The sequence below is a fragment of the Mycolicibacterium moriokaense genome, from assembly GCF_010726085.1.
GTDB lineage: Bacteria > Actinomycetota > Actinomycetes > Mycobacteriales > Mycobacteriaceae > Mycobacterium > Mycobacterium moriokaense.
The window spans coordinates 2,849,573-2,868,236 of record NZ_AP022560.1; the positions used below are offsets into that span (position 1 = coordinate 2,849,573).

At 66.5% G+C, this 18,664-nt stretch carries 18 protein-coding genes and 1 pseudogene; 15 read left to right on the plus strand and 4 right to left on the minus strand.

The genetic code is table 11. The features are described from left to right. The first annotated feature begins 206 nt into the window (after positions 1-206). Positions 207-602, plus strand: coding sequence for a hypothetical protein (locus tag G6N43_RS13880; RefSeq protein WP_083155595.1), 396 nt, complete (start codon positions 207-209; stop codon positions 600-602). A gap of 119 nt (positions 603-721) precedes the next feature. Then, positions 722-886 carry a thiazole synthase gene (locus tag G6N43_RS13885; protein WP_083155598.1) on the plus strand — a complete coding sequence of 55 codons (165 nt, stop codon included), beginning with the start codon at positions 722-724 and terminating at the stop codon, positions 884-886. 227 nt (positions 887-1,113) lie between these two features. Here the strand turns inward: G6N43_RS13885 and G6N43_RS13890 are convergent, their stop codons facing one another. After that, entirely contained in the window at positions 1,114-3,033 is a 1,920-nt protein-coding gene (locus G6N43_RS13890) for an acyl-CoA dehydrogenase family protein (RefSeq protein ID WP_083155600.1), read from the minus strand. Positions 3,034-3,134: 101 nt separating this feature from the next. On the opposite strand from G6N43_RS13890, the gene G6N43_RS13895 reads away from it, so the two are divergent. Further along, positions 3,135-3,848, plus strand: a complete 714-nt coding sequence (locus tag G6N43_RS13895; protein WP_083155602.1) for a VIT1/CCC1 transporter family protein — start codon at positions 3,135-3,137, stop codon at positions 3,846-3,848. 40 nt (positions 3,849-3,888) lie between these two features. Continuing rightward, positions 3,889-4,090 (plus strand): annotated as a pseudogene (locus G6N43_RS30945) (cytochrome P450); the annotation flags it as partial. A 30-nt stretch (positions 4,091-4,120) separates the two neighbouring features. Here G6N43_RS30945 and G6N43_RS13905 read toward each other — a convergent pair. Next, a complete protein-coding gene (locus G6N43_RS13905; RefSeq protein ID WP_083155605.1) occupies positions 4,121-5,245 on the minus strand; it encodes an acyl-CoA dehydrogenase family protein in 1,125 nt (374 codons plus the stop codon). Positions 5,246-5,363: 118 nt separating this feature from the next. Between G6N43_RS13905 and G6N43_RS13910 the strand changes: the two genes are divergently transcribed. The 11 genes from G6N43_RS13910 to G6N43_RS13960 all read left to right on the plus strand — a co-directional run bounded on the left by G6N43_RS13910 (position 5,364) and on the right by G6N43_RS13960 (position 16,761). Further along, complete coding sequence (locus G6N43_RS13910; RefSeq protein ID WP_083155609.1) at positions 5,364-6,554, plus strand: acyl-CoA dehydrogenase family protein; 1,191 nt, start codon at positions 5,364-5,366, stop codon at positions 6,552-6,554. A gap of 17 nt (positions 6,555-6,571) precedes the next feature. Continuing rightward, positions 6,572-7,423 carry an MlaE family ABC transporter permease gene (locus tag G6N43_RS13915; protein ID WP_083155612.1) on the plus strand — a complete coding sequence of 284 codons (852 nt, stop codon included), beginning with the start codon at positions 6,572-6,574 and terminating at the stop codon, positions 7,421-7,423. Continuing rightward, complete coding sequence (locus G6N43_RS13920) at positions 7,423-8,277, plus strand: ABC transporter permease (protein ID WP_165761893.1); 855 nt, start codon at positions 7,423-7,425, stop codon at positions 8,275-8,277. Before G6N43_RS13915 ends, G6N43_RS13920 begins: the two co-directional genes overlap by 1 nt. Continuing rightward, on the plus strand, positions 8,241-9,620 hold the full coding sequence (locus G6N43_RS13925; RefSeq protein ID WP_234810196.1) for an MlaD family protein: 1,380 nt from the start codon (positions 8,241-8,243) through the stop codon (positions 9,618-9,620). The genes G6N43_RS13920 and G6N43_RS13925 overlap by 37 nt, the downstream gene beginning before the upstream one ends. Further along, positions 9,620-10,690 (plus strand): MlaD family protein, encoded by a 1,071-nt coding sequence (locus tag G6N43_RS13930; protein ID WP_083155618.1) that lies wholly within the window; start codon positions 9,620-9,622, stop codon positions 10,688-10,690. Before G6N43_RS13925 ends, G6N43_RS13930 begins: the two co-directional genes overlap by 1 nt. Continuing rightward, the gene (locus tag G6N43_RS13935) at positions 10,690-11,751 is read left to right on the plus strand and encodes an MlaD family protein (protein ID WP_083155749.1); all 1,062 of its coding nucleotides are present in this window, start codon (positions 10,690-10,692) and stop codon (positions 11,749-11,751) included. The genes G6N43_RS13930 and G6N43_RS13935 overlap by 1 nt, the downstream gene beginning before the upstream one ends. Continuing rightward, complete coding sequence (locus G6N43_RS13940; RefSeq protein ID WP_083155621.1) at positions 11,748-12,848, plus strand: MCE family protein; 1,101 nt, start codon at positions 11,748-11,750, stop codon at positions 12,846-12,848. Before G6N43_RS13935 ends, G6N43_RS13940 begins: the two co-directional genes overlap by 4 nt. 83 nt (positions 12,849-12,931) lie before the next feature. After that, complete coding sequence (locus G6N43_RS13945; RefSeq protein ID WP_234810198.1) at positions 12,932-14,101, plus strand: MCE family protein; 1,170 nt, start codon at positions 12,932-12,934, stop codon at positions 14,099-14,101. Beyond that, positions 14,098-15,348 (plus strand): MlaD family protein, encoded by a 1,251-nt coding sequence (locus G6N43_RS13950; RefSeq protein WP_083155622.1) that lies wholly within the window; start codon positions 14,098-14,100, stop codon positions 15,346-15,348. The genes G6N43_RS13945 and G6N43_RS13950 overlap by 4 nt, the downstream gene beginning before the upstream one ends. 55 nt (positions 15,349-15,403) lie before the next feature. Next, the gene (locus G6N43_RS13955; protein ID WP_083155634.1) at positions 15,404-16,030 is read left to right on the plus strand and encodes an Rv1363c family protein; all 627 of its coding nucleotides are present in this window, start codon (positions 15,404-15,406) and stop codon (positions 16,028-16,030) included. Further along, positions 16,027-16,761 carry a DUF3298 domain-containing protein gene (locus tag G6N43_RS13960; protein WP_234810199.1) on the plus strand — a complete coding sequence of 245 codons (735 nt, stop codon included), beginning with the start codon at positions 16,027-16,029 and terminating at the stop codon, positions 16,759-16,761. Before G6N43_RS13955 ends, G6N43_RS13960 begins: the two co-directional genes overlap by 4 nt. On the opposite strand, the gene G6N43_RS13965 is transcribed toward G6N43_RS13960, so the two are convergent. Continuing rightward, positions 16,751-17,176 (minus strand): DUF2599 domain-containing protein, encoded by a 426-nt coding sequence (locus G6N43_RS13965; RefSeq protein WP_083155636.1) that lies wholly within the window; start codon positions 17,174-17,176, stop codon positions 16,751-16,753. The two genes, G6N43_RS13960 and G6N43_RS13965, sit on opposite strands and share 11 nt — an antisense overlap. Further along, positions 17,161-18,633, minus strand: a complete 1,473-nt coding sequence (locus G6N43_RS13970) for an aldehyde dehydrogenase family protein (RefSeq protein ID WP_234810200.1) — start codon at positions 18,631-18,633, stop codon at positions 17,161-17,163. The genes G6N43_RS13965 and G6N43_RS13970 overlap by 16 nt, the downstream gene beginning before the upstream one ends. Positions 18,634-18,664: the final 31 nt, after the last annotated feature.

The following is an 18,664-nucleotide window of genomic DNA, read 5'->3' on the forward strand; positions in this document are numbered from 1 at the left end:
AGATACAGCTACCCCACAGGACACCTGGCGGAGTTATCCAGGACTGAGTGGCGGTGCTCCGACCGCCCCGGGACATCCGCGATCTTCCTTACCTGAGCGATAGGAAAACCGGTCGAATCGGCGCAGGAATCTGGCTGTCCGGAGATTACGAAGGCCCCGCGTGGATCGGCATAGTCGCTCTCGACCAGCCACGCGAAGGAGAAATAATGACCGGATCGGCCCGCACCAACCGCCTCGTCCTGCGCCTCATCGTCGGCGCCCTGGCAATTGGCTCCTTCGGCCTCACCGCCCCGATGGCGGTCGCCGACGCGCAAAGCAACAACCCGATTTTCGGGTCAAGCGGGAACCAGTCTTCTAACCCGCTGCACCAGGTGCACCGGCCATCGCTTATCGCGATACCGGGGCGCGGATTCACAGCGAATGGCCCGACGCTACACGCGGTGGAGAGCGTCACGCCCTCCGCGCAGCCGAACCTGGCTGAGGTCGAAGCGCCTGCGCCTACCCCGCGGCCGAACCCGGCTGAGGTCGAAGCACCTACCCCGAAGGAGGTGCCGGCGGAGCGCGCCCCGACGGCCTCGCCAGCCTCGGAGGGAAAGGAGTAACAACGCAACGACCACTCGGCCCCGTCACACGATCCCCCTTACGTGTGGCGGGGCCGAGCCATATCGGGGCCATATCGGCGTCCAAGAAATCTCCAAGTCGGACATCGGAGCCTGGACACATGTTGATACGACGCACCTCGCACTGGATCCTCGGCACTGCGATCGCCGCCGCCGTCGCTCATCTCAAGGAATTCGCCCAGACCGTCGCCGACGCCTTCGAACCCGACCTCGAGGCATGGGAGACGATGCCGCTGCCGCAGGCCACCGCCAAACGAGCCGGCTGAGAACGGCTTACCAGCAGGATTGTTGCCGATCGGCCCGGAACAGGTTGTCCGCGGCGCAGGTTCCCGAGTCGGCGGCGACGAGGTCGTGCACCTGCCAGTACAGATCCGTCGTGGCCCTGGTGGCCAGCTGCGCGGCCAGATCGAAGTAGTTATCGGCGGGTTGGAGCCCGGCGCTATGACGCCGCCGCGCGCAGTGCTCCAGTCGTCCTGGGTTGGACGCGTGTGAACTATGTGTTGACGATGTTCTCCGGGTGCAGCATTTCGGCGTACCGCAACTGCTCCGGAATGCCGAACCCGTCCACGAGCAGCTGGGCGTGCGGACGCAGCCGACGGCAACGGTCGTTGATCCCGCGGGTGACGGCCTTGGCGCGTTCGGTGGACAGGAAGCGGTGTTCGACGAACCACGCCTTGTCTTCCTCGATCACCGTCAGCGCGTACAGGTCGCACACGAGGCCGAGGACCTCGCGGGCCTGCCGGTCCTCACAGGCGTCGATCCCGGCGACGAACGCCTCGAGGATGATGCGGTCGATGTGGGCCTGCGCGACGTGAAGCACATGGTCCTGGACGGCGTTGAACGCGTCGAACGCGCTCATCTCCTTGGACTTGCCCTGCAGCCGGCGCGCCACTGACGCGACCATGTACTCCTCGCGGTCCTCGAACATCTTGACCTGGGTGCCGCGGTTGAAGAGGCTGCCCTCCTCCTCGTTGTCCTCGCGGGTGTCCAGGATGGTCTGCATGATCGTCTGCGCTGCAGTGCGTTTGAGCACACGCTCGCCGGCGAAGTTTGCCGCGAACCTGACCCATTCGACCGGGCTCATGCTCTTGATGTCGTCCGCGTAGGCGGTCAGCAGCTCCTTGGCCACCAGTTGGTAGAGCACGTGGTTGTCGCCCTCGAAGGTGGTGAACACGTCGGTGTCGGCCTTGAGCGCGATCAGCCGGTTCTCCGCTAGATAGCCTGCGCCGCCACATGCTTCGCGGGCCTCCTGGATGGCGCGGGTGGCATGCCAGGTGTTGGCGGCCTTCAGGCCCGCGGCGCGGGACTCGAGCTCACGTTGTTCCTCGGGGTCGGGGTCGTCGGCGGTCTGCAGCTCGTGGCATTTGGCGACGAGCTCGTTCTGGGCGAACTGCAGTGCGTAGGACCGGGCGATCAGCGGGAACAGCCGGCGCTGGTGCACGAGATAGTCCATCAGCAGCACCTCGCCGCCGTCGGGGTCTTCGAACTGCCTGCGCTGCAACGCGTATCGGGTCGCGATGTCGAGCGCGACCCGGGCGGCGGCCCCGGCGCTGCCGCCGACTGTCACCCGGCCGCGGATCAGCGTTCCGAGCATGGTGAAGAACCGCCGGTTGGGGTTCTCGATCGGTGAGGAGTACGTGCCGTCCGCGGCGACGTCGGCGTATTTGTTGAGCAGGTTCTCGCGCGGGATGCGGACGTGGTCGAACTGGATACGGCCGTTGTCCACTCCGGGCAGCCCGCCCTTGTAGTGACAGTCGCTGGTCGTGACGCCCGGCAGATCGTTACCCTCGTCGTCGCGGATCGGCACGACGAAACAGTGCACCCCGTGCCCGACGCCGTCGGGTGTGATCAACTGCGCGAAAACCGCTGCCACCCTGGCGGTTTCGGCGGCACCGCCGATGTAGTCCTTGCGTGAGGTGCGGGTGGGGGAGTCGATCACGAACTCCTGCGTCGCGGGATCGTATGTCGCGGTGGTCTCCAGCGACTGCACATCACTGCCGTGACCGGTCTCGGTCATCGCGAAGCACCCGAGCAGCTCCAGGTCGATGATCTTCTGCACGTACGCCTCGTGGTGGCGTTCGGTGCCGAGGTTCTCGATGGCCCCGCCGAACAGACCCCACTGCACGCCCGCCTTGACCATCAGCGACAGGTCCGACATGGCGAGCATCTCGATCTGGGTCACGGCCGCGCCGACATCGCCGTTACCGCCGTGTTCCTTCTTGAACCCGTCCTCGGCCGCACCGTGGGCGGCCATGATCTTCAGCTGTTCGGCCACCTTGGTGCGGGCGATGACGGTGTTCGGTGTGTAGTGCGGCTTGAAGACCTCGCTGGAGAGTTCCTCTCGCATCCGGTTCTTAACATCGCGCCAGCGGCCGTCGAGGGTATTGCGCAGATGTTCCGCGGTGGTGGTCATGATTCGACGGTAGCCCTTTCGGCCGCCCCCGAAACCGTGATGGGGCAAACATAGCCAAACCTGGCTAGACCAGGCGAAACCTTTGGCGTTAGATCGTGGGCATGTCCGCCCCGACCGGAGTGCCGCACACGTCGACACACCGTCACTCCGATGTGACCGGCGGCTGGCTGCGCGCGGCGACGTTCGGGGCGATGGACGGTCTCGTCAGCAACACCGCCCTCATCGCGGGTGTCGCCGCAGCGGCCAGCGCGCACACCGTGGTGATCAGTGGTGTGGCGGGGCTGTTGGCAGGTGCATTCTCGATGGCGCTGGGGGAGTACACGTCGGTGACGACCGCCAACGAGCAGATCGAGTCCGAGGTCCTGGTCGAGCGGCGAGCCTTCAGCAAGTATCCGCAGGCTGAGAAGGCCGAGCTGGTGGCGATGTTGATGGACATGGGAATGACGCGCGAAACCGCGACCAAGGCCAGCGACGAGGTCCACCGCGACGAGAACCGCGCACTGAACTTCCACCTCGTCCAGGAACTGGGCGTCGACCCTCGGGAGAAGCCGTCCGCGTGGGTCGCGGCGGGATCGTCGTTCGTGATGTTCACCATCGGTGCGATCGTCCCGCTGATCCCGTATCTGCTCGGATTCGAATCGCTCTGGGCGGGGCTGGCGTGCGGTGGCCTCGGCCTGATGATTGCGGGCGGTGTGGCGGCGCGTTTCACTCGGCGCCCGGTCTGGTTCGCGTCGTTGCGTCAACTGGCGTTCGGCGCGGTGGCCATCGCGGCGACCTACCTCGTCGGCCTGCTGGTCGGCACCGCTGTCACCTGACGTCGTCGGCAATGAATCCTGGTCGCGGCATCCGCCCACCCGGGTCTATCCGATCGTGCAGACCGCACGAAAGGCCATGCAGGACATGGACTTTCACGGCTCCCGGTCAAGGACGGCGACATGGCCTCGTTCCCGCCGGCCGCCGCCGGTCGCGACGAGACGATTGTCCCGAACGCCCGCGAGGTCGACCTGGCCGCGGTATCACCCGGCACATCTCGTTCGGCGCGGGTCCGCACCGCTGCTACAGCTGAGTTGGGAGAGCTGAGCGCGTATCAGGTGGAGGCGAGCACCTGCGCCCGGCACAGTTGCTCGCGGTGGTGGTCGGCGTCGCCGTAAAGCGCTGCGCCAACGCGGGCCCGCCGCAGAAGCAGGTGCAAATCATGCTCCCAGGTGAAGCCGATGCCGCCGTGTAGTTGCAGTGCTTCACCGGCGAGCCGATTCACCGCGTCGGACACGTAGGCCTTGGCCACGCCGGCGGCATGGGCGCTGTCGTGGTGTTCGCTGTCCAGCGTCATGGCCGCGAAGTACGTTGCCGCAGCGCTGGATTGGGCCCAGATCCGCATATCGGCGCACTTGTGCTTGACCGCCTGGAAACTGCCCACCGGCTTGCCGAACTGAACGCGTTCCTTCACGTAGGCCACGGTGAGGTCGAGCAGCCGCTCACCGATGCCGACCAGTTCGGCGCAGGTGAGGACCGCGGCCAGCTCGCCGGAGCGGGCGATGGATTTCTCGGCGTCCGCGCCCTCGGCGCACAGCGCGGAGCCGTCAACCATCGCCCCGTCCAGCACGACGTCGCAGTAGCGGCGCGTAACGTCGAGCGTGTGCTGGCGCTCGATCTTCACACCGGTCGCGTCAGCGGGGACCAGGAAACGCGCCGGGCGTCCGTCGAGCATGGCGTCGACCAGAAGCGTCGCCGCCGAATCGGCGTCCTGCACCGAGGCCTTGGCGCCGGTGATGACGTACCCGGAGCCGTCCCGGGTCGCGGTGGTCTGAATACCGGCCGTCGACCACGGTCGTCCCACTTCGGCGAAGGCCCACGACGCCGTTTGAGCTCCCGAAGCCAGCGCCGACAAGAGCTCAGAGCGGCCGGCCGCCGTCGAGCGGGTGAGTGCGTCAGCCACCACGACGGTCGGCAGAAAGGGTGTGGACGCCAGGCCGCGGCCGAGTTCTATTGCCACGAGCGTCAATTCAATGGACTGCTGGCCCAATCCGCCGTCCGCCTCGGGAATGGCCAATGCGGGCCACCCCAGTTCGACTCCCTTGCGCCACAGCTGCTCGTCGTATCCCGCCGCCCCGTCGATGAGCGCGCGAGACGCGGTCACCGACGAGTGCCGGTCCAACAGCTCGCGGGTGACGTCGACCAGCCCCCGTTGCTCGTCGGTGAGGTCGAAGTTCACGGCGGCTCCTTTGCATTACGCAGTGCCGAAGGGATCCGATCGGGAAAAGCCTTCCCAAAGATACAGGATACTGATTAAGCTCGATTGCTGGTTCGGCCATTCGACGGGGAGGGGTTGAATGCATCTCGAGGAGGACACGCAACTCGACTCGTTGCGCGAGCGGGTGCGTGCCTTGGCGGCGCAGTACGAACCGCCGCGACATGGTCGCACCGGCGTCCGGGCCCCGGAGGCCCACGACATCCCAAAGCTGCGGGAGTGGACCGAGCGGCTGTTCTCCGAACAACTGCTGGGGGTGCACTGGCCGGTCGAGTACGGGGGACTGCCGGACCCGCATCCGTTGCACGAATCGGTGGTGATCGATGAGCTGATTCGGGTCAACGCCCCAGGTCCGGTGGGCGGCGGAATGCTGGCGGCCGCCGCGATTATCACCCACGGTTCCACTTCGCAAAAGGATTACTTCCTGCCCCGCATCCGGTCCGGTGAGCACATCTGGTGCCAGTTGTTCAGCGAGCCCGACGCCGGCAGCGACCTGGCGAGTCTGCGCACCCGCGCGCGCCGTGATGGCGACTACTTCGTCATCGACGGACAGAAGGTGTGGACCACCAACGGGCAGCACGCCGACTGGGGCTACCTGCTCGCCCGTACGAATCCGGATGTACCCAAACACGCGGGCATCACCGCGTTTGCTCTGGACATGTCATTGCCCGGAGTGACCGTGCGGCCACTGCGCGAGATCACCGGCACCTCGGACTTCAACGAGGTGTTCTTCGACGGGGTACGTGTGCCGGCCGAGCACGTGATCGGCGAGGTCGACCAGGGCTGGGCGGTGACCACGGCCAGCCTGATGCACGAGCGTGCGGGCGCGGGCAGTGGCGCATCGCTGTTCGGTGCGCTGCAGCGGTTGGTGCGGCTGGCGGGGGCACTGCCGGGCGACGGGGGCGCCGAGTCGGGCTCGGCACTCGATCGCCGCGATGTGCGTCAGGCGATCGGGGGGTTCGTCGCAGACGTACACGTCAACTCTTTGGTCGCGGCGTACAACGAGAGCAGGGCGCTGCACGGTGGCGCCGACTTCGCCGACGCACCGGTGTCGAAGATCCTGTTCAGTCAGATCAATCTGGCGTTGCACGAATACGGGGTGCAGCTGCAGGGCCATGACGGCGTCCGCATCGACACGGATCCGCATGTGCATGACGGCGGTTGGTGGCAGGACGCGTTCCTCTATGGCCGCGCATTCACCATCGCGGGCGGCACCAACGAGGTTTTGCGTAACGTCATCGCAGAGCGGGCGCTCGGACTACCGCGTGGCTGACGGCTGGTGAGCGCGGGATGACCACAGGCCGCCCGGCATACCCAAGCCCGCTTGGTGAAGTCGGTGAATGGGGTCGCGGATACGTCCAGCGACATCCCGTCGCCGCGCTGAGTACCGTTGGCAGTCAATGCATCCTGGGACTGCAGGCGATTCGCTACCTGGTGGCTGACATCGTCAGGTGGCGGTTTCCGTTCTGGGAGTTCGTGCAGCAGGCGGCGTTCATGGCGTCGACGGCGATGCTGCCGACCATGTGCGTGGCGATCCCGATCGGCGTGACGCTGCAGATCCAGTTCGCTCTGCTGGCCGGTCAGGTCGGCGCCACGTCGCTGGCCGGTGCCGCGAGCGGACTTGCGGTGATCCGGCAGGGTGCGCCGCTGGTTGCCGCGCTGCTGATGGCGTCCGCGGTGGGTTCGGCGATCTGTGCGGACCTCGGGTCGCGCACCATTCGCGAAGAGGTGGACGCCCTTGAGGTGCTTGGCATCTCGGCGGTACGCAGGCTCGTCGTTCCGCGGCTAGCGGCATCGATCGTCGTCGGCGTCACACTGACCGGGCTGGTGTGCTTCATCGGCTTCCTCGCCGGTTACCTGTTCAACACGTTCGCCCAGAACGGCGCCGCAGGCAGCTTCGTGATGACCTTCGCATCGTTCGCGACGGTCGGCGATCTCGTCCTCACCATGATCAAGGCGGTGGTGTTCGCCGCGATCGTCGCAATCGTCGCGTGCGACAAGGGGCTGACCACCAAGGGTGGGCCCGCGGGTGTGGCCAACTCCGTCAACGCCACCGTGGTGGCGTCCATCCTGCTGCTGATGATCACCAATGTGGTGTTCACTCAGATGTACGTCCTGCTCTTCCCCAAGGCGGCGCTCTGATGGCGGCGCCGTACTACCCGAAGGGCGTCCGGCCGATCGTCGAGGCGTCGACATCGGTGGCCGGGCTCGGCATCCTGCTCGGCCACATGCTGACCTTCTTCACCCGCGCGGTGGCGGGTGTTCCGATCGCGGTGACCCGTTACCGCAGGGCCTTTCTGACCATCCTGTCCGATGTCACATGGGGCAACGGATCCATCGTGGTGGGCGGCGGCACGGCGTGGGTGATCATCCTCCTCGGTGCGACAGCAGGTGCGATCGTCGGCATCGAGGGGTACCAGGCGCTACACCTGCTGGGAATGGAACCCGCTGCGGGACTGCTGTCTTCGACGGTGTCCACCCGCGAGCTGGCACCCGTCATGGCCGCCCTGGCGTTCGCCGCGCAGGCCGGCTGCCGGTTCACGGCGCAACTGGGGTCGATGCGCATCTCCGAGGAGATCGACGCCATCGAGTCGCTGGCGATCCGCCCGCTGCCATATCTGGTCAGCACCCGGTTGCTCGCCTCCGTGGTGGCGATCATTCCGCTGTACATCCTGTGTCTGGTGGTGAACTACGCGGCGGTGCAGACCATCGTGACGTTCGCGGGCGGATTGTCGGCGGGGTCCTTCGAGCACTACTTCCGGCTGGTACTCACCGGCCAGGACATCGTGTACTCGGTCCTGAAGGCGATCGTCTTCGTGATCATCACGTCGACGATCCAGTGCTACTACGGCTACTTCGCCTCGGGCGGGCCGCAGGGCGTCGGCATCGCCGCGGGCCGCGCCATGCGGGCCAGCATCTCGGTCATGATCATCGCCAACCTCCTTCTCACCGTTGGCTTGTGGGGGATCGGCTCCGGCGCACGGTTGGGCGGCTGACGATGCCGCAGAACTTCGAATCGGCGGCGAAGCCCATATCGGACGCGCGGTTGCTGCTGCGTGGTGTTGCCTTGTTACTCGGCACCGTGCTGTTGGCGGCTGTCGCGATTGCCAAGTCCGAGGGAGCGTTCTCCAACCGGGTCGAGGTCATCGCGCTGCTCGCCAACGTCGGTGACGGGCTGCCGAACGGCTCCGACGTGAAGTTCCGCGGCGCCCTCGTCGGCACCGTCGAGGGTGTCACGCCGAGCATCGACGGTGGCGACAACGTCGTCGACCTGAGTATCGACCCGCACTTTGCGCGCGCGATCCCCGCGACGGTCACCGCGCGCGTCGTCCCCGGCAACGTGTTCGCCGTATCGTCGATCCAACTGGTGGACAACGGTTCCGGACCGGCGCTGCAGCCGGGCTCGCGCATCCACCAGGACGAGAGCCTTGCCACGGTGCAGTTCCAGACCGCGCTGTCGAAGCTGCGCGAGGTGATGGCCGCCGCGGGCAGGCCCGGGTCCACCGATACCGTCGGTGTGCTGGCCGCCGTCGCCGAGGCCACCAGCGGACGCGGTGACGAGATCGAGCGCGCGGGTGGCGGCGCCAACCGCATCGTCGACGAACTCAACCGCGTCATCGCCGACGACGGCACCGAAGCCACCCTCGCCGTCGTGTCCGACGCGCTGCAGGGCCTGCAGGGCAGTGCGCCGGATCTGCTCGACGCCGTGCACAGCGCGGTGGTGCCCATGCGCACCTTCGCCGAGAAGCGTCAGGAGCTGGCCACCTTCCTGTCGGCGGGGCACGCCACCTTCGGCGAGGTGGGAACCGCCTTCGAGAACAACACTGACCGGATGATCGTGATCACCACCCAGCTGTCCCCGGTGATGGGCGTGATGGCGGACGGCTCAAATCAGTTCGCCCCCATCGTCACCCGCATCAACGACCTCACCAACCGATTCTTCGACCATGTATGGCATGAGGACAAGAACATGGCGGTGGGCAAGTTCATGTTGGTGCTCACGCCGAATCGGATGTACACCCGCAAGGACTGTCCGCGCTACGGCACGCTCGAGGGCCCCAGCTGTCGCACCGCGCCGCTCACCGCCGACCCGCCGGTGCTGCCCCAACCTCTCGATCCCCGCAACTACCAACCGCCCGGCGGCAACGTGGGTCCGGTCGGCAGCCCCGAGGAGCGCGCGCAGCTGAGCGAACTGCTCGGACCCGAGCCGAACGCCGCTACCCAACTGCTCTTCGGGCCGGTCGCCAGGGGCAACACCGTGCAGGTCGTCCCCGACCCGTCGCTACCCGGGGCAGGCCCGCCCCCGGGACTGCCACTGCCCGCAGAGGCTGGTCGCTGATGTCAGCCAGCACTCAAGTCAGGTCACCGCTGCGGAGGCACAGCCGCCCGCTGATCGGGCTGTGCGTGTTCCTGGTGGTCTGTCTGGCGCTGATCTGGACCGTGTTCGTCACCCTGCAGCGTGAAGTCGATGGTGAAACCCATTCCTACAGCGCTGTTTTCACAGACGTGTCCGGCCTCAAGGTTGGTGACGAGGTGAGGATGGCCGGGGTCAAGGTGGGCCGCGTCGACGACGTCGCGCTGGATGGCACCCAGGCGCGCGTGCAGTTCCGGGTGCAGTCCGAACAGGTGCTGTACGGCAACACCAAGGCGTCGATCGTCTACCAGAACATCATCGGCCAGCGCTATCTCGGCTTGTCGCTCGCCGACTACGGCGATCCGAGCGTGCTGCCCGCCGGGGCGGTGATCCCCGTCGAGCACACCGAACCGTCGTTCGACATCTCCAAGCTGCTCAATGGGTTCGAACCGCTGTTCGCACTGCTGAGCCCAGAACAGGTCGACAACCTCACGATGGCCATCGTGCGCTCGCTGCAGGGCGATACAGGTGCGATCGCCACGATGATCTCCGAGACCACGCGCCTCGCGGAGTCCTATTCGGGTACCGACGCGATTCTCGACGGCGTGCTTACCCACCTCAACAGCGTGGTGGCCTCGCTGGCCGACCACAGCGGTGCACTGGAGGACAGCATCAAGTCGGCCGAGACGACGTTCAACGGATTCGCGGCCCGCCGTGTGGAATTCGTCGACTCCATGGATCAGATCTCGGTGGTGGGGGACCGGCTGGCGAACGTCATCACCGACGTACAACCGGACATGCGGGAATGGCTGGCGCGTGAGCCGGGCTTCGCCAAGCACTTCATGGACGACAAGCAGGGTTTCGCCTATATGGCCTTCAACACACCGCTGATGCTGAAGGGGATGGCCCGGTTCAGTCAGGGCGGGGCATTTCTCGATGTGTACGCATGCAACCTCACCGTCACCCAGTTTCCGCGCATCGACAGCCTGATCAACGCGATCGTGCGGGAGGGCACCCGCGAAGACCGCCTGACATACAGCCAGAAGTGCCGGTGATGACCATGCAGGAGCCGGCGGCCGTGACTTCCAGGAAACGTCTGTGGCGGCGACCCATTGAGTCGTACGGCAAGCTGCGCCTGGGAATCATCGCGGTCGTCGTCATCGCGTTGGCGCTCGGTGGTGCGCTCGGCATCGGGCGTCTGGGGTTCGGAAAGGACGTCTACATCGCCGAGTTCGCCCAGGCGGCGGGGCTGAGTGTGGGCGATCAGGTGACGGTGGCCGGTGTGCGGGTCGGTCGCGTCACGAGCATGCGACTCGCCGGCGACCGGGTGGCCGTCGGTCTCGAGATCGATGACGACCTGCCGATGGGTTCGGCCACCCGCGCCTCCATCAAGCTCACCACGCTGCTCGGCGCGCGGTATGTCGATCTGGCGCCGGCGGGATCGAAACCGCTGTCAGACAAGCGCATTCCACTGTCCAACACCGAAGTGCCCTACGATCTGCAGTCCGCGCTGCAGGACGCCACCACGACGTTCGACGCCGTGGACGCCGAGAAGATCGCCCAGTCGATGACGACGTTGTCCACCCAGCTGGCAGGCGCTCCTGAGGTGCTGCCACAGGCGCTGGACAACATCGAGCACCTTTCGTCGGTGATCGCGTCGCGCCGCGATCAGATCTACGACCTGCTGCGCAGCACCGAGCAGGTGGCCAAGCTGCTCGGCAATCAGCAGCGGAGTTTGGGCCTGGTGATGACCCAGGGCCGCGAGGTGCTCGCCGATCTGGCGGCGCGCAAGGAGCTGGTGGTTCGGCTGATCGACGCCACCACCAAGTTGGTAAATCAGTTGCGGCCCGTGCTGATCGGCGACCGGACGCGTATCGACGAGCTGCTGCACAACCTGGAGGGCATGCTCGGCGCGGTGGGCCGCAATGATGCGCTGCTGCGCAGCACCCTGCAGCTGATGCCCGTTACGGTCCGCAACTTCGCCAACGCCACCGGCAACGGCAACGAGTTCGACTTCACCTCCACCGGCGGCACGATGATCGACTCGTTTGTGTGCGCGATCAGCAGCCGCGCCAAGCAGTTCAACCTGCCGCCCTACTTCGGGGACTGCAAATGACCACGCGAGCGCTGGCGAAGCTGATCGTGGTCCTTGCGATGGTGTGCGGCGCGTGCGGCTGCTCGACTGGGCCGTTCGGCGCGCAGCCGATGACGATCATCGGGCACTTCGACAGTGCGAGTGGGCTTTACGAGGGCAATGCGGTGTCGATTCTCGGGATGCCGGTCGGCTCGGTCGAGAAGATCGAGCCGAAGGGCGCATACGTCGAGGTGACGATGCGCGTCGACCCGGGCATCCAGATCCCGGCCGACGCGCAGGCCGTCACCGTGTCGACGTCGATCCTCACCGACCGGCACGTCGAGTTCACCCCGGTGTATCAGGGCGGTCCCACACTGCGTGACGGTGAGACGCTCGGCCTGGACCGCACCCGTACGCCCGTCGAGTTCGACCGCGTGCTGGCGATGATCGACAAGCTGGCGGTGCAGCTGCAGGGCGACGGCCACGGATCGGGCCCGGTGGCCGATCTGCTGTCGGTGAGCGCTGCGATGACCGAGGGGAACGGCGACAAGATCCGATCGGCGCTCGGTGAGTTGTCCAAGGCGCTGAAGATGAGCCAGGAGCGCGGTGCGCCGACCGGCGACGCGATCACGACCATCGTCACCAATTTGGACAGGCTGACCGCCGCGGCCGTCGAGAACGACCAGACCATCCGTGACTTCGGCTCGTCGATGCGCCAACTCAGCGATGTGTTGGCCGCCGAACAGCTCGGCAGCGGATCGACCGGTGCGCAGATCAACCAGATTCTCACCGAGACTGCGGATCTGATCGAGGACAACCGCGACGCCCTGAAAACGACAACTGCGGGCGCGGAGACGACCACCAAGGCCATCGCTGATTACCGACGCGAGCTCGCCGAGTCGCTGGACGTGGCGCCGATGCTGATCGACAACGTCTACAACATGATCGACCACGAGAAGGACGCCATCCGCTCGCACCCCGTGCTCGACAAGGTGGAGCTCAACGGCCAGTTGACCAAGGAGCTGTGCAACCTGCTGGGTATGAAGCAGCTGGGGTGCACCACGGGGACCGTTCAGGACTTCGGTCCCGATTTCGGACTCACGAGCATGCTGGAGGGATTGGCAGGTCTCGGCCCGTGATGAAGCCCGTGATGAAGCCCATGACGATTGTGCGCAGATTACTTGCGGCGCTGTGCCTGACAGCAGCTCTGGGAGGCTGCTCGATGGGCCTGGACCGGATCCCGTTGCCCGCGCCGTCCGTCGGCGAGGACACCTACGAGATCAGCGCCACGTTCGCGAATGCCCTGAATCTGCCTGCCAAGGCCAAGGTGCGATTGTCGGGCGCCGACGTCGGTGAGGTCGAGTCGATGACGGCCCGCAACTACACCGCCGTGGTGAGCATGCGGATCGCGTCGGATGTTCAGATCCCTTCCGGCACAAAGGCAGAACTGCGCTCGGCCACCCCGCTGGGCGACATCTTCGTCGCGCTGACACCACCTCCCGGTGCGTCCGCGGCGACGCCGGCGTTGGCGCCGGGTGCCGTGCTCCCGTTGGACTCCACCGCGTCGGCCGCGTCGGTGGAGGACGTGCTGAGCACCGCGGCGGTCCTCGTGAACGGCGGTGCGATCCGCAACCTGACGCGGGTGATCAACGGCATGGGGCACGCCGTCGGCGGCAAGGGTGAGGACCTGAACAAGTTCGTCGATGAGTCCACCCGACTGATCCAGAGCCTCTCGGCGCGTTCGGATTCCATCAAGCGTGCGTTGACTCAAACAGGAGATCTGGCCGAGACGATGGCCGCGCGGCAGCAGTCGATCGACGCGGCCGTCGAGGCGGCGGGTCCCGCTCTGGGTGCCGTCGCCGAGAACACCAACCGGATCATCGACCTCATCGTGCAGGTCAACCGGATCACCCTGCAGCTGGCAAAGTTCCCGTCGGTGCGTGGCGAGGAATCACGCAGCATGATGGCCGACCTCAACCGGCTGTCCGAGGGTCTCAACGACGCGTCGACGGCTCCCGGAGCGTCGCTGGCCAACTTCAACCGGCTGTTCGGCCCGGTTCTCAAGACGACGAACTCGACCGCGGCGAACGTCGAGATCGACCTCGCCGACCTCGCCGTCGGCGCATTCGCCGATCCGCACCACCCCGCCGATCCGGGTAGCCGCGGACCGGGCCGGGAGGACTTCCGCAACCTGGTCGGCAGCATTTCCTACGAACTGTTGATGGTGCGCAACAAGTTCTGGGGTCCGCCGACTGCGCCGCCGGGAGTTGTGCCGCCGCCCAACCTGATCGGTCCGAACCCCGGCAATCTGACGCCAGCCCCGCCACCGCCAGGGCTGGAACCGCCCCCACCGACAGCCCCGCCGGGCGCCACGTTGGAGGGCACGCCGTGAGGCTGGTCTTAAACGCGTTGCGGTGGGCGAAATTGCGCCGCTTGGGGCTGTCGGCCTTCGCGCTGGCGTTGATGTTCGTCGTCGGGGTGGTGTACCTGACGTTCGGCACGCTGCGCTTCGATCCGATCAGCACTGACGCCCTGGTTCGCGTCCACCTCGAGCAGACCGGCGGTCTGCTGCCGGGCCAGGATGTGACGCTGCGCGGCGTGCCGGTGGGTCGTGTGCGTTCGATCGAGCTGTCCGACACCGGCGCGGTGGCTGTGGCGGCGATCCGCCCCGGTATCCGGATTCCCGCCGACACCGAGGCGAGGGTGTCGGCGCTGTCGCCGGCCGGTGAGCAGTACCTCGATTTCCGTGCCGACCACAACGACGGGCCCTACCTCGCCGACGGTGCCGTAATCGCCAGTGACCGAACGCGAACGCCGGTGACGCTGGCCAAGCTGCTCGGCGATCTGGACGGCACGCTGTCGCAGGTCGACCCGGCACGACTGTCTGCCGTCCTCGACGAACTGCGGGTCGGCCCGGAGGGGGCGGACAAGCTCGCCGCCATTCTCGACGGCGGCACGTTCCTGGTGTCGACGCTGGATTCGGTTCTGCCTCAAACGGTCAGCCTGATCCGCAACAGCAAGGTGGTGGCGTCGACGGTGCGCGACGTCAGCCCGGGCATGGCCACGACATCGGCGGACCTGTCGACGATCCTCGGCGGCGTCGAGCGCATGGATGGTGGGTATCGGACCCTGCTGGACCGCGGCCCCGAGGCGTTCTCCGGCATCGACGCCGTCATCGCCGACAACTCGACGACGATGGTGCAGTTGCTCGGCAACCTGACCACGGCCTCGCAACTGTTCTATCAGCGGGTGCCTGCCCTGCAGGAGTTCTTCTTCCCGCAGTACCGCACCGGTTCGGCCCTCGAGGCGGTCGGCAGTACTTTCCGCGACGGTGGGGTGTGGGGGGCGGTCAGCCTGTATTCGCGGTACGGCTGTGACTACAACCTGCCGAAGGCGCCGCCGACGCTGACCGACTTCCCCGAGCCGTTCCTGTACACGTACTGCCCGAATCCGGACCCGAAATATCTTGTGCGCGGCGCGCGCAACGCCCCGCGGCCGCCCGGTGACGACACCGCGGGCCCGCCGCCCGGTGCGCATCCGCTGCAGCGAGCGGATCCCGTTCCGGTCGGTCCGCTCACGATTCCGACGCCGTTCGGCGGCCCCTTCCTCCCGCTACCTCCGCCACCGAGTGGTCCGTGACGCCCATGGACCGTTCCCTCGAGACCGACGCCGAAACTGCTGAAAGGAGCAGACGATGACCAGCAGAGAACAGGTGTTGACACTGGACGCTACCGACGAGGACCTGGAAGAGAAGGCCGATGCCAAAGATGCCGAGTCGGAAGGCGGCGCGGAAGCGACTGAGTCCGAATCGGATTCGCGGCGGCGGCGGTGGCTGCGCCGACCCACTCGTAAGACCGTGGCGCTCGCGCTGGGTGCTGTACTTCTGGTCGGCTCGCTGGCCACTACCGCGGTGCTGGCCGTAGATCTGCATCGGGAGCGGACCGTTGCCGACGCTGGGCAGCAGGCGCTGGCCGCGGCGCAGCAGTATGCCGTCATCCTGACCAGTGTGGACGCCGCCAAGCTCGACAGTAACTTCGCCGCGGTACTGGATGGGGCGACCGGCGAGTTCAAGCGCATGTACGGCGAGTCCAGCAGTCAGCTCAAACAGGTGCTGATCGACAACAAGGCCAAGGCGGACGGCAAGGTCGTCGCGGCGGGCATCAAGTCGGCGACGGCGGACAAGGTCGAGGTGATGTTGTTCCTCGATCAGTCGGTCACCAATGCGCTCAATCCCGAACCGCGCCTTGATCGCAACCGCATCATCATGACGATGGAGAAGGTCGACGGCCGCTGGCTGGCCAGTGATGTCGTGCTGCCGTGAGCCGGCACCTGCGGTGGGCCGCTGCGCTTCTCGGCGTTCTGCTCCTGGCGCCGGTCGTCGGCACGCCGCCCGTCGCGGGGGCTGACAACGTATCCAACGGCCTCAGCTACACGGTCGTCCCGGACGTGCGCGCCGGCACCAGCCCGCAAGGCCCAGGCGAATGGACGGTGAACTACGAGAGGCTCGCGGGCGGCGACCCTGCGGTCACCGATGCGATCAACCGGATCCTCGACGACGAGGCCAACGGTCAGGTGTGGCTGTTCGCCGCCAGCGCCAGCAAGAGTTCGCCATGGACGTTCAATACCCAGGGCAGGTTGCAGTTCCGGCCGATGACCATCTCGGAACTGTGGCAGGGCCAGTACAACGCCGTCGAACTGCCGAACATGCCCGTCGACACCGTCGCCACGCGGGTGTTCGACTCGCGCAGCGGAATTCAGATCGTGTGGTCGAACCTCTTCGTCGACGAGCAGGCCGGGCTGACGCGGTTGGGCGAACTGACCAAGCAGATCCTGCCCGCCACCTACCCGACACCGCCGCTTGGTGGTTGGGGGGAGTACTACGCGGGGTGGGCACCGATCGAACGCAACTTCCGCTTCTGGATTCCGAGCGATACGGGCATCCAGATGTACTTTCCCGAAGGACAATTCGGCAGGGAAGTGCGAACGATCACCATCCCCTGGGAGGCGGTGAAGGATCTGATCGACCCCGTGTTCGCGCCGATCACCAGTTGAGCACGTCGTCGGGTCCACCGGGATTGCAGCCCGCGTTCTGCATCATGATGCTGGAAACGACCGGTCGCCAGGGCTCCAGGTTCCAGGTTCCGACCTTGCCGGGGTTGGTGAACGAGGAAAGCTGCCAGTAGCACATGAATTGGTTCTGCATGGACAGCGTGTTGGCATCGGGTGCGTGCTCGAGCAGCTCGGCCCACGCGTCGTAGCTCTGCGCACCGTTGGTGAAGGGACCGGATCCGGCCCATCCCCACGGGGTGGGGTAGATCCGCAGGGTGGCCCGATCGCCGTGGTACTCCCAGACGGTGTGGTCGATGTAGTCGGGGGATCCCGGCGGCCTGGCGTGGGCGGGTGCGGAGCTCAGGAGAACCGCACCGGCCGCCACCGCCGCGGCAAGTCGAACTATCCGACCGGCCATTGAAGCGCCTTGTGCTGTAGGTACTCCGCGAGCCCGTGCTCGCCGAACTCCCGACCGATACCGCTGTGTTTGTACCCACCGAAGGGTGCACTCGGGTTCAGCCCGCCGCCACCGCCGTTGATGATCACCGTGCCGGTGCGCAACCGGCGTCCCACCGCCACCGCTCGGAGCGGGTCGGCCGACCACACGCCACCGGCCAGGCCGTAGCGGCTGTCGTTCGCCAGCCGCACCGCTTCGTCGTCGTCGCTGAACGGAATGACCACACCGACCGGGCCGAAGAACTCGTCCTGCGCGATGCGCATCGAATTGTCCACCCCGACGAACAGCGTCGGTTCGACGAAATAACCGCGTTCGAGTTGTGCGGGACGCTTACCGCCGAACGCGATTTGGGCGCCTTCCTCCACCCCGGTTGCGATCAGCGACTCCACGCGCTGGCGTTGCACGTCGCGGATCAGCGGACCCATCATCGTCGCCGGATCGGACGGGTCGCCCACGCTGATGAATCCCAGCACACCGGCGATCCGGGCAACCAGCTCGTCGTGTAGTGACTGATGCACCAGGATCCGGGTCAGCAGCGCGCAACCCTGGCCGGCGTGGGTGACGATGCCCGCGAGCACGCTCTCCATCACCTTGTCGAGGTCGGCGTCGTCGAGGATGATGTTCGCCGACTTGCCGCCGAGTTCGAGAACCACCTTCTTCAGGGAATCGGCGGCCTGCGTGTACACCTTGCGCCCCACCGCATCCGAGCCCGTGAAGCTGACCAGATCGACCCCGGGGTGGGTGGTCAGCGCCTCACCCTCGGTGATGTCGCCGGTCACGATGTTGAGCACACCGGGCGGCAGGCCGGCGGCCTCGGCGATCTCGCCGAGCACCAGCGCCTCCAGCGGCGTGTACGGCGACGGCTTGAGCACAGCGGTACACCCGGCGGCCAGCGCGGGGCCGACCTTGGCGAGGTTGAGCAGGAATGGGAAGTTGAACGGGGTGATGAGCGCGGCCACGCCGTACGGTTCGCGCACCACCATGCCGTGGCCGATGCCGTGACCCATGACTGGGCGCACCGGCGGCTCGAAATCGAACTGGGGCAATACCCGGTTGGTCAGGTCGTGGAAGTGGTCGATCGGGGTGCCGACCTGCAGCATCTCGGCGAGCATGCGGGTCGAGCCGGCCTCGGTGACGTTCAGCTCGATGAGGTCGGCTCGGCGACGGCTGAGTTCGTCCGCCATCGCAGCCAGGATGCGGCCCCGCTCGGCGGGACTCATCGTCGGCCACGGTCCTTCGTCGAAGGCCTTGCGCGCCGCGGTGACCGCCGCGTCGATGTCGGCGACTGACGCCTGCGGCACCTCGGCGATGACTTCTTCGGTCGCCGGGTTGACCACCGTGACGGTGTCGCCGCCGGTACCCGACGTCCAGCCGCCGTCGATGAACAAGCCTCTCGTGGAGACTGTCGTCGCTGTCACAGAAGTCCTCCTAGGTAACCGTCGATGAGTA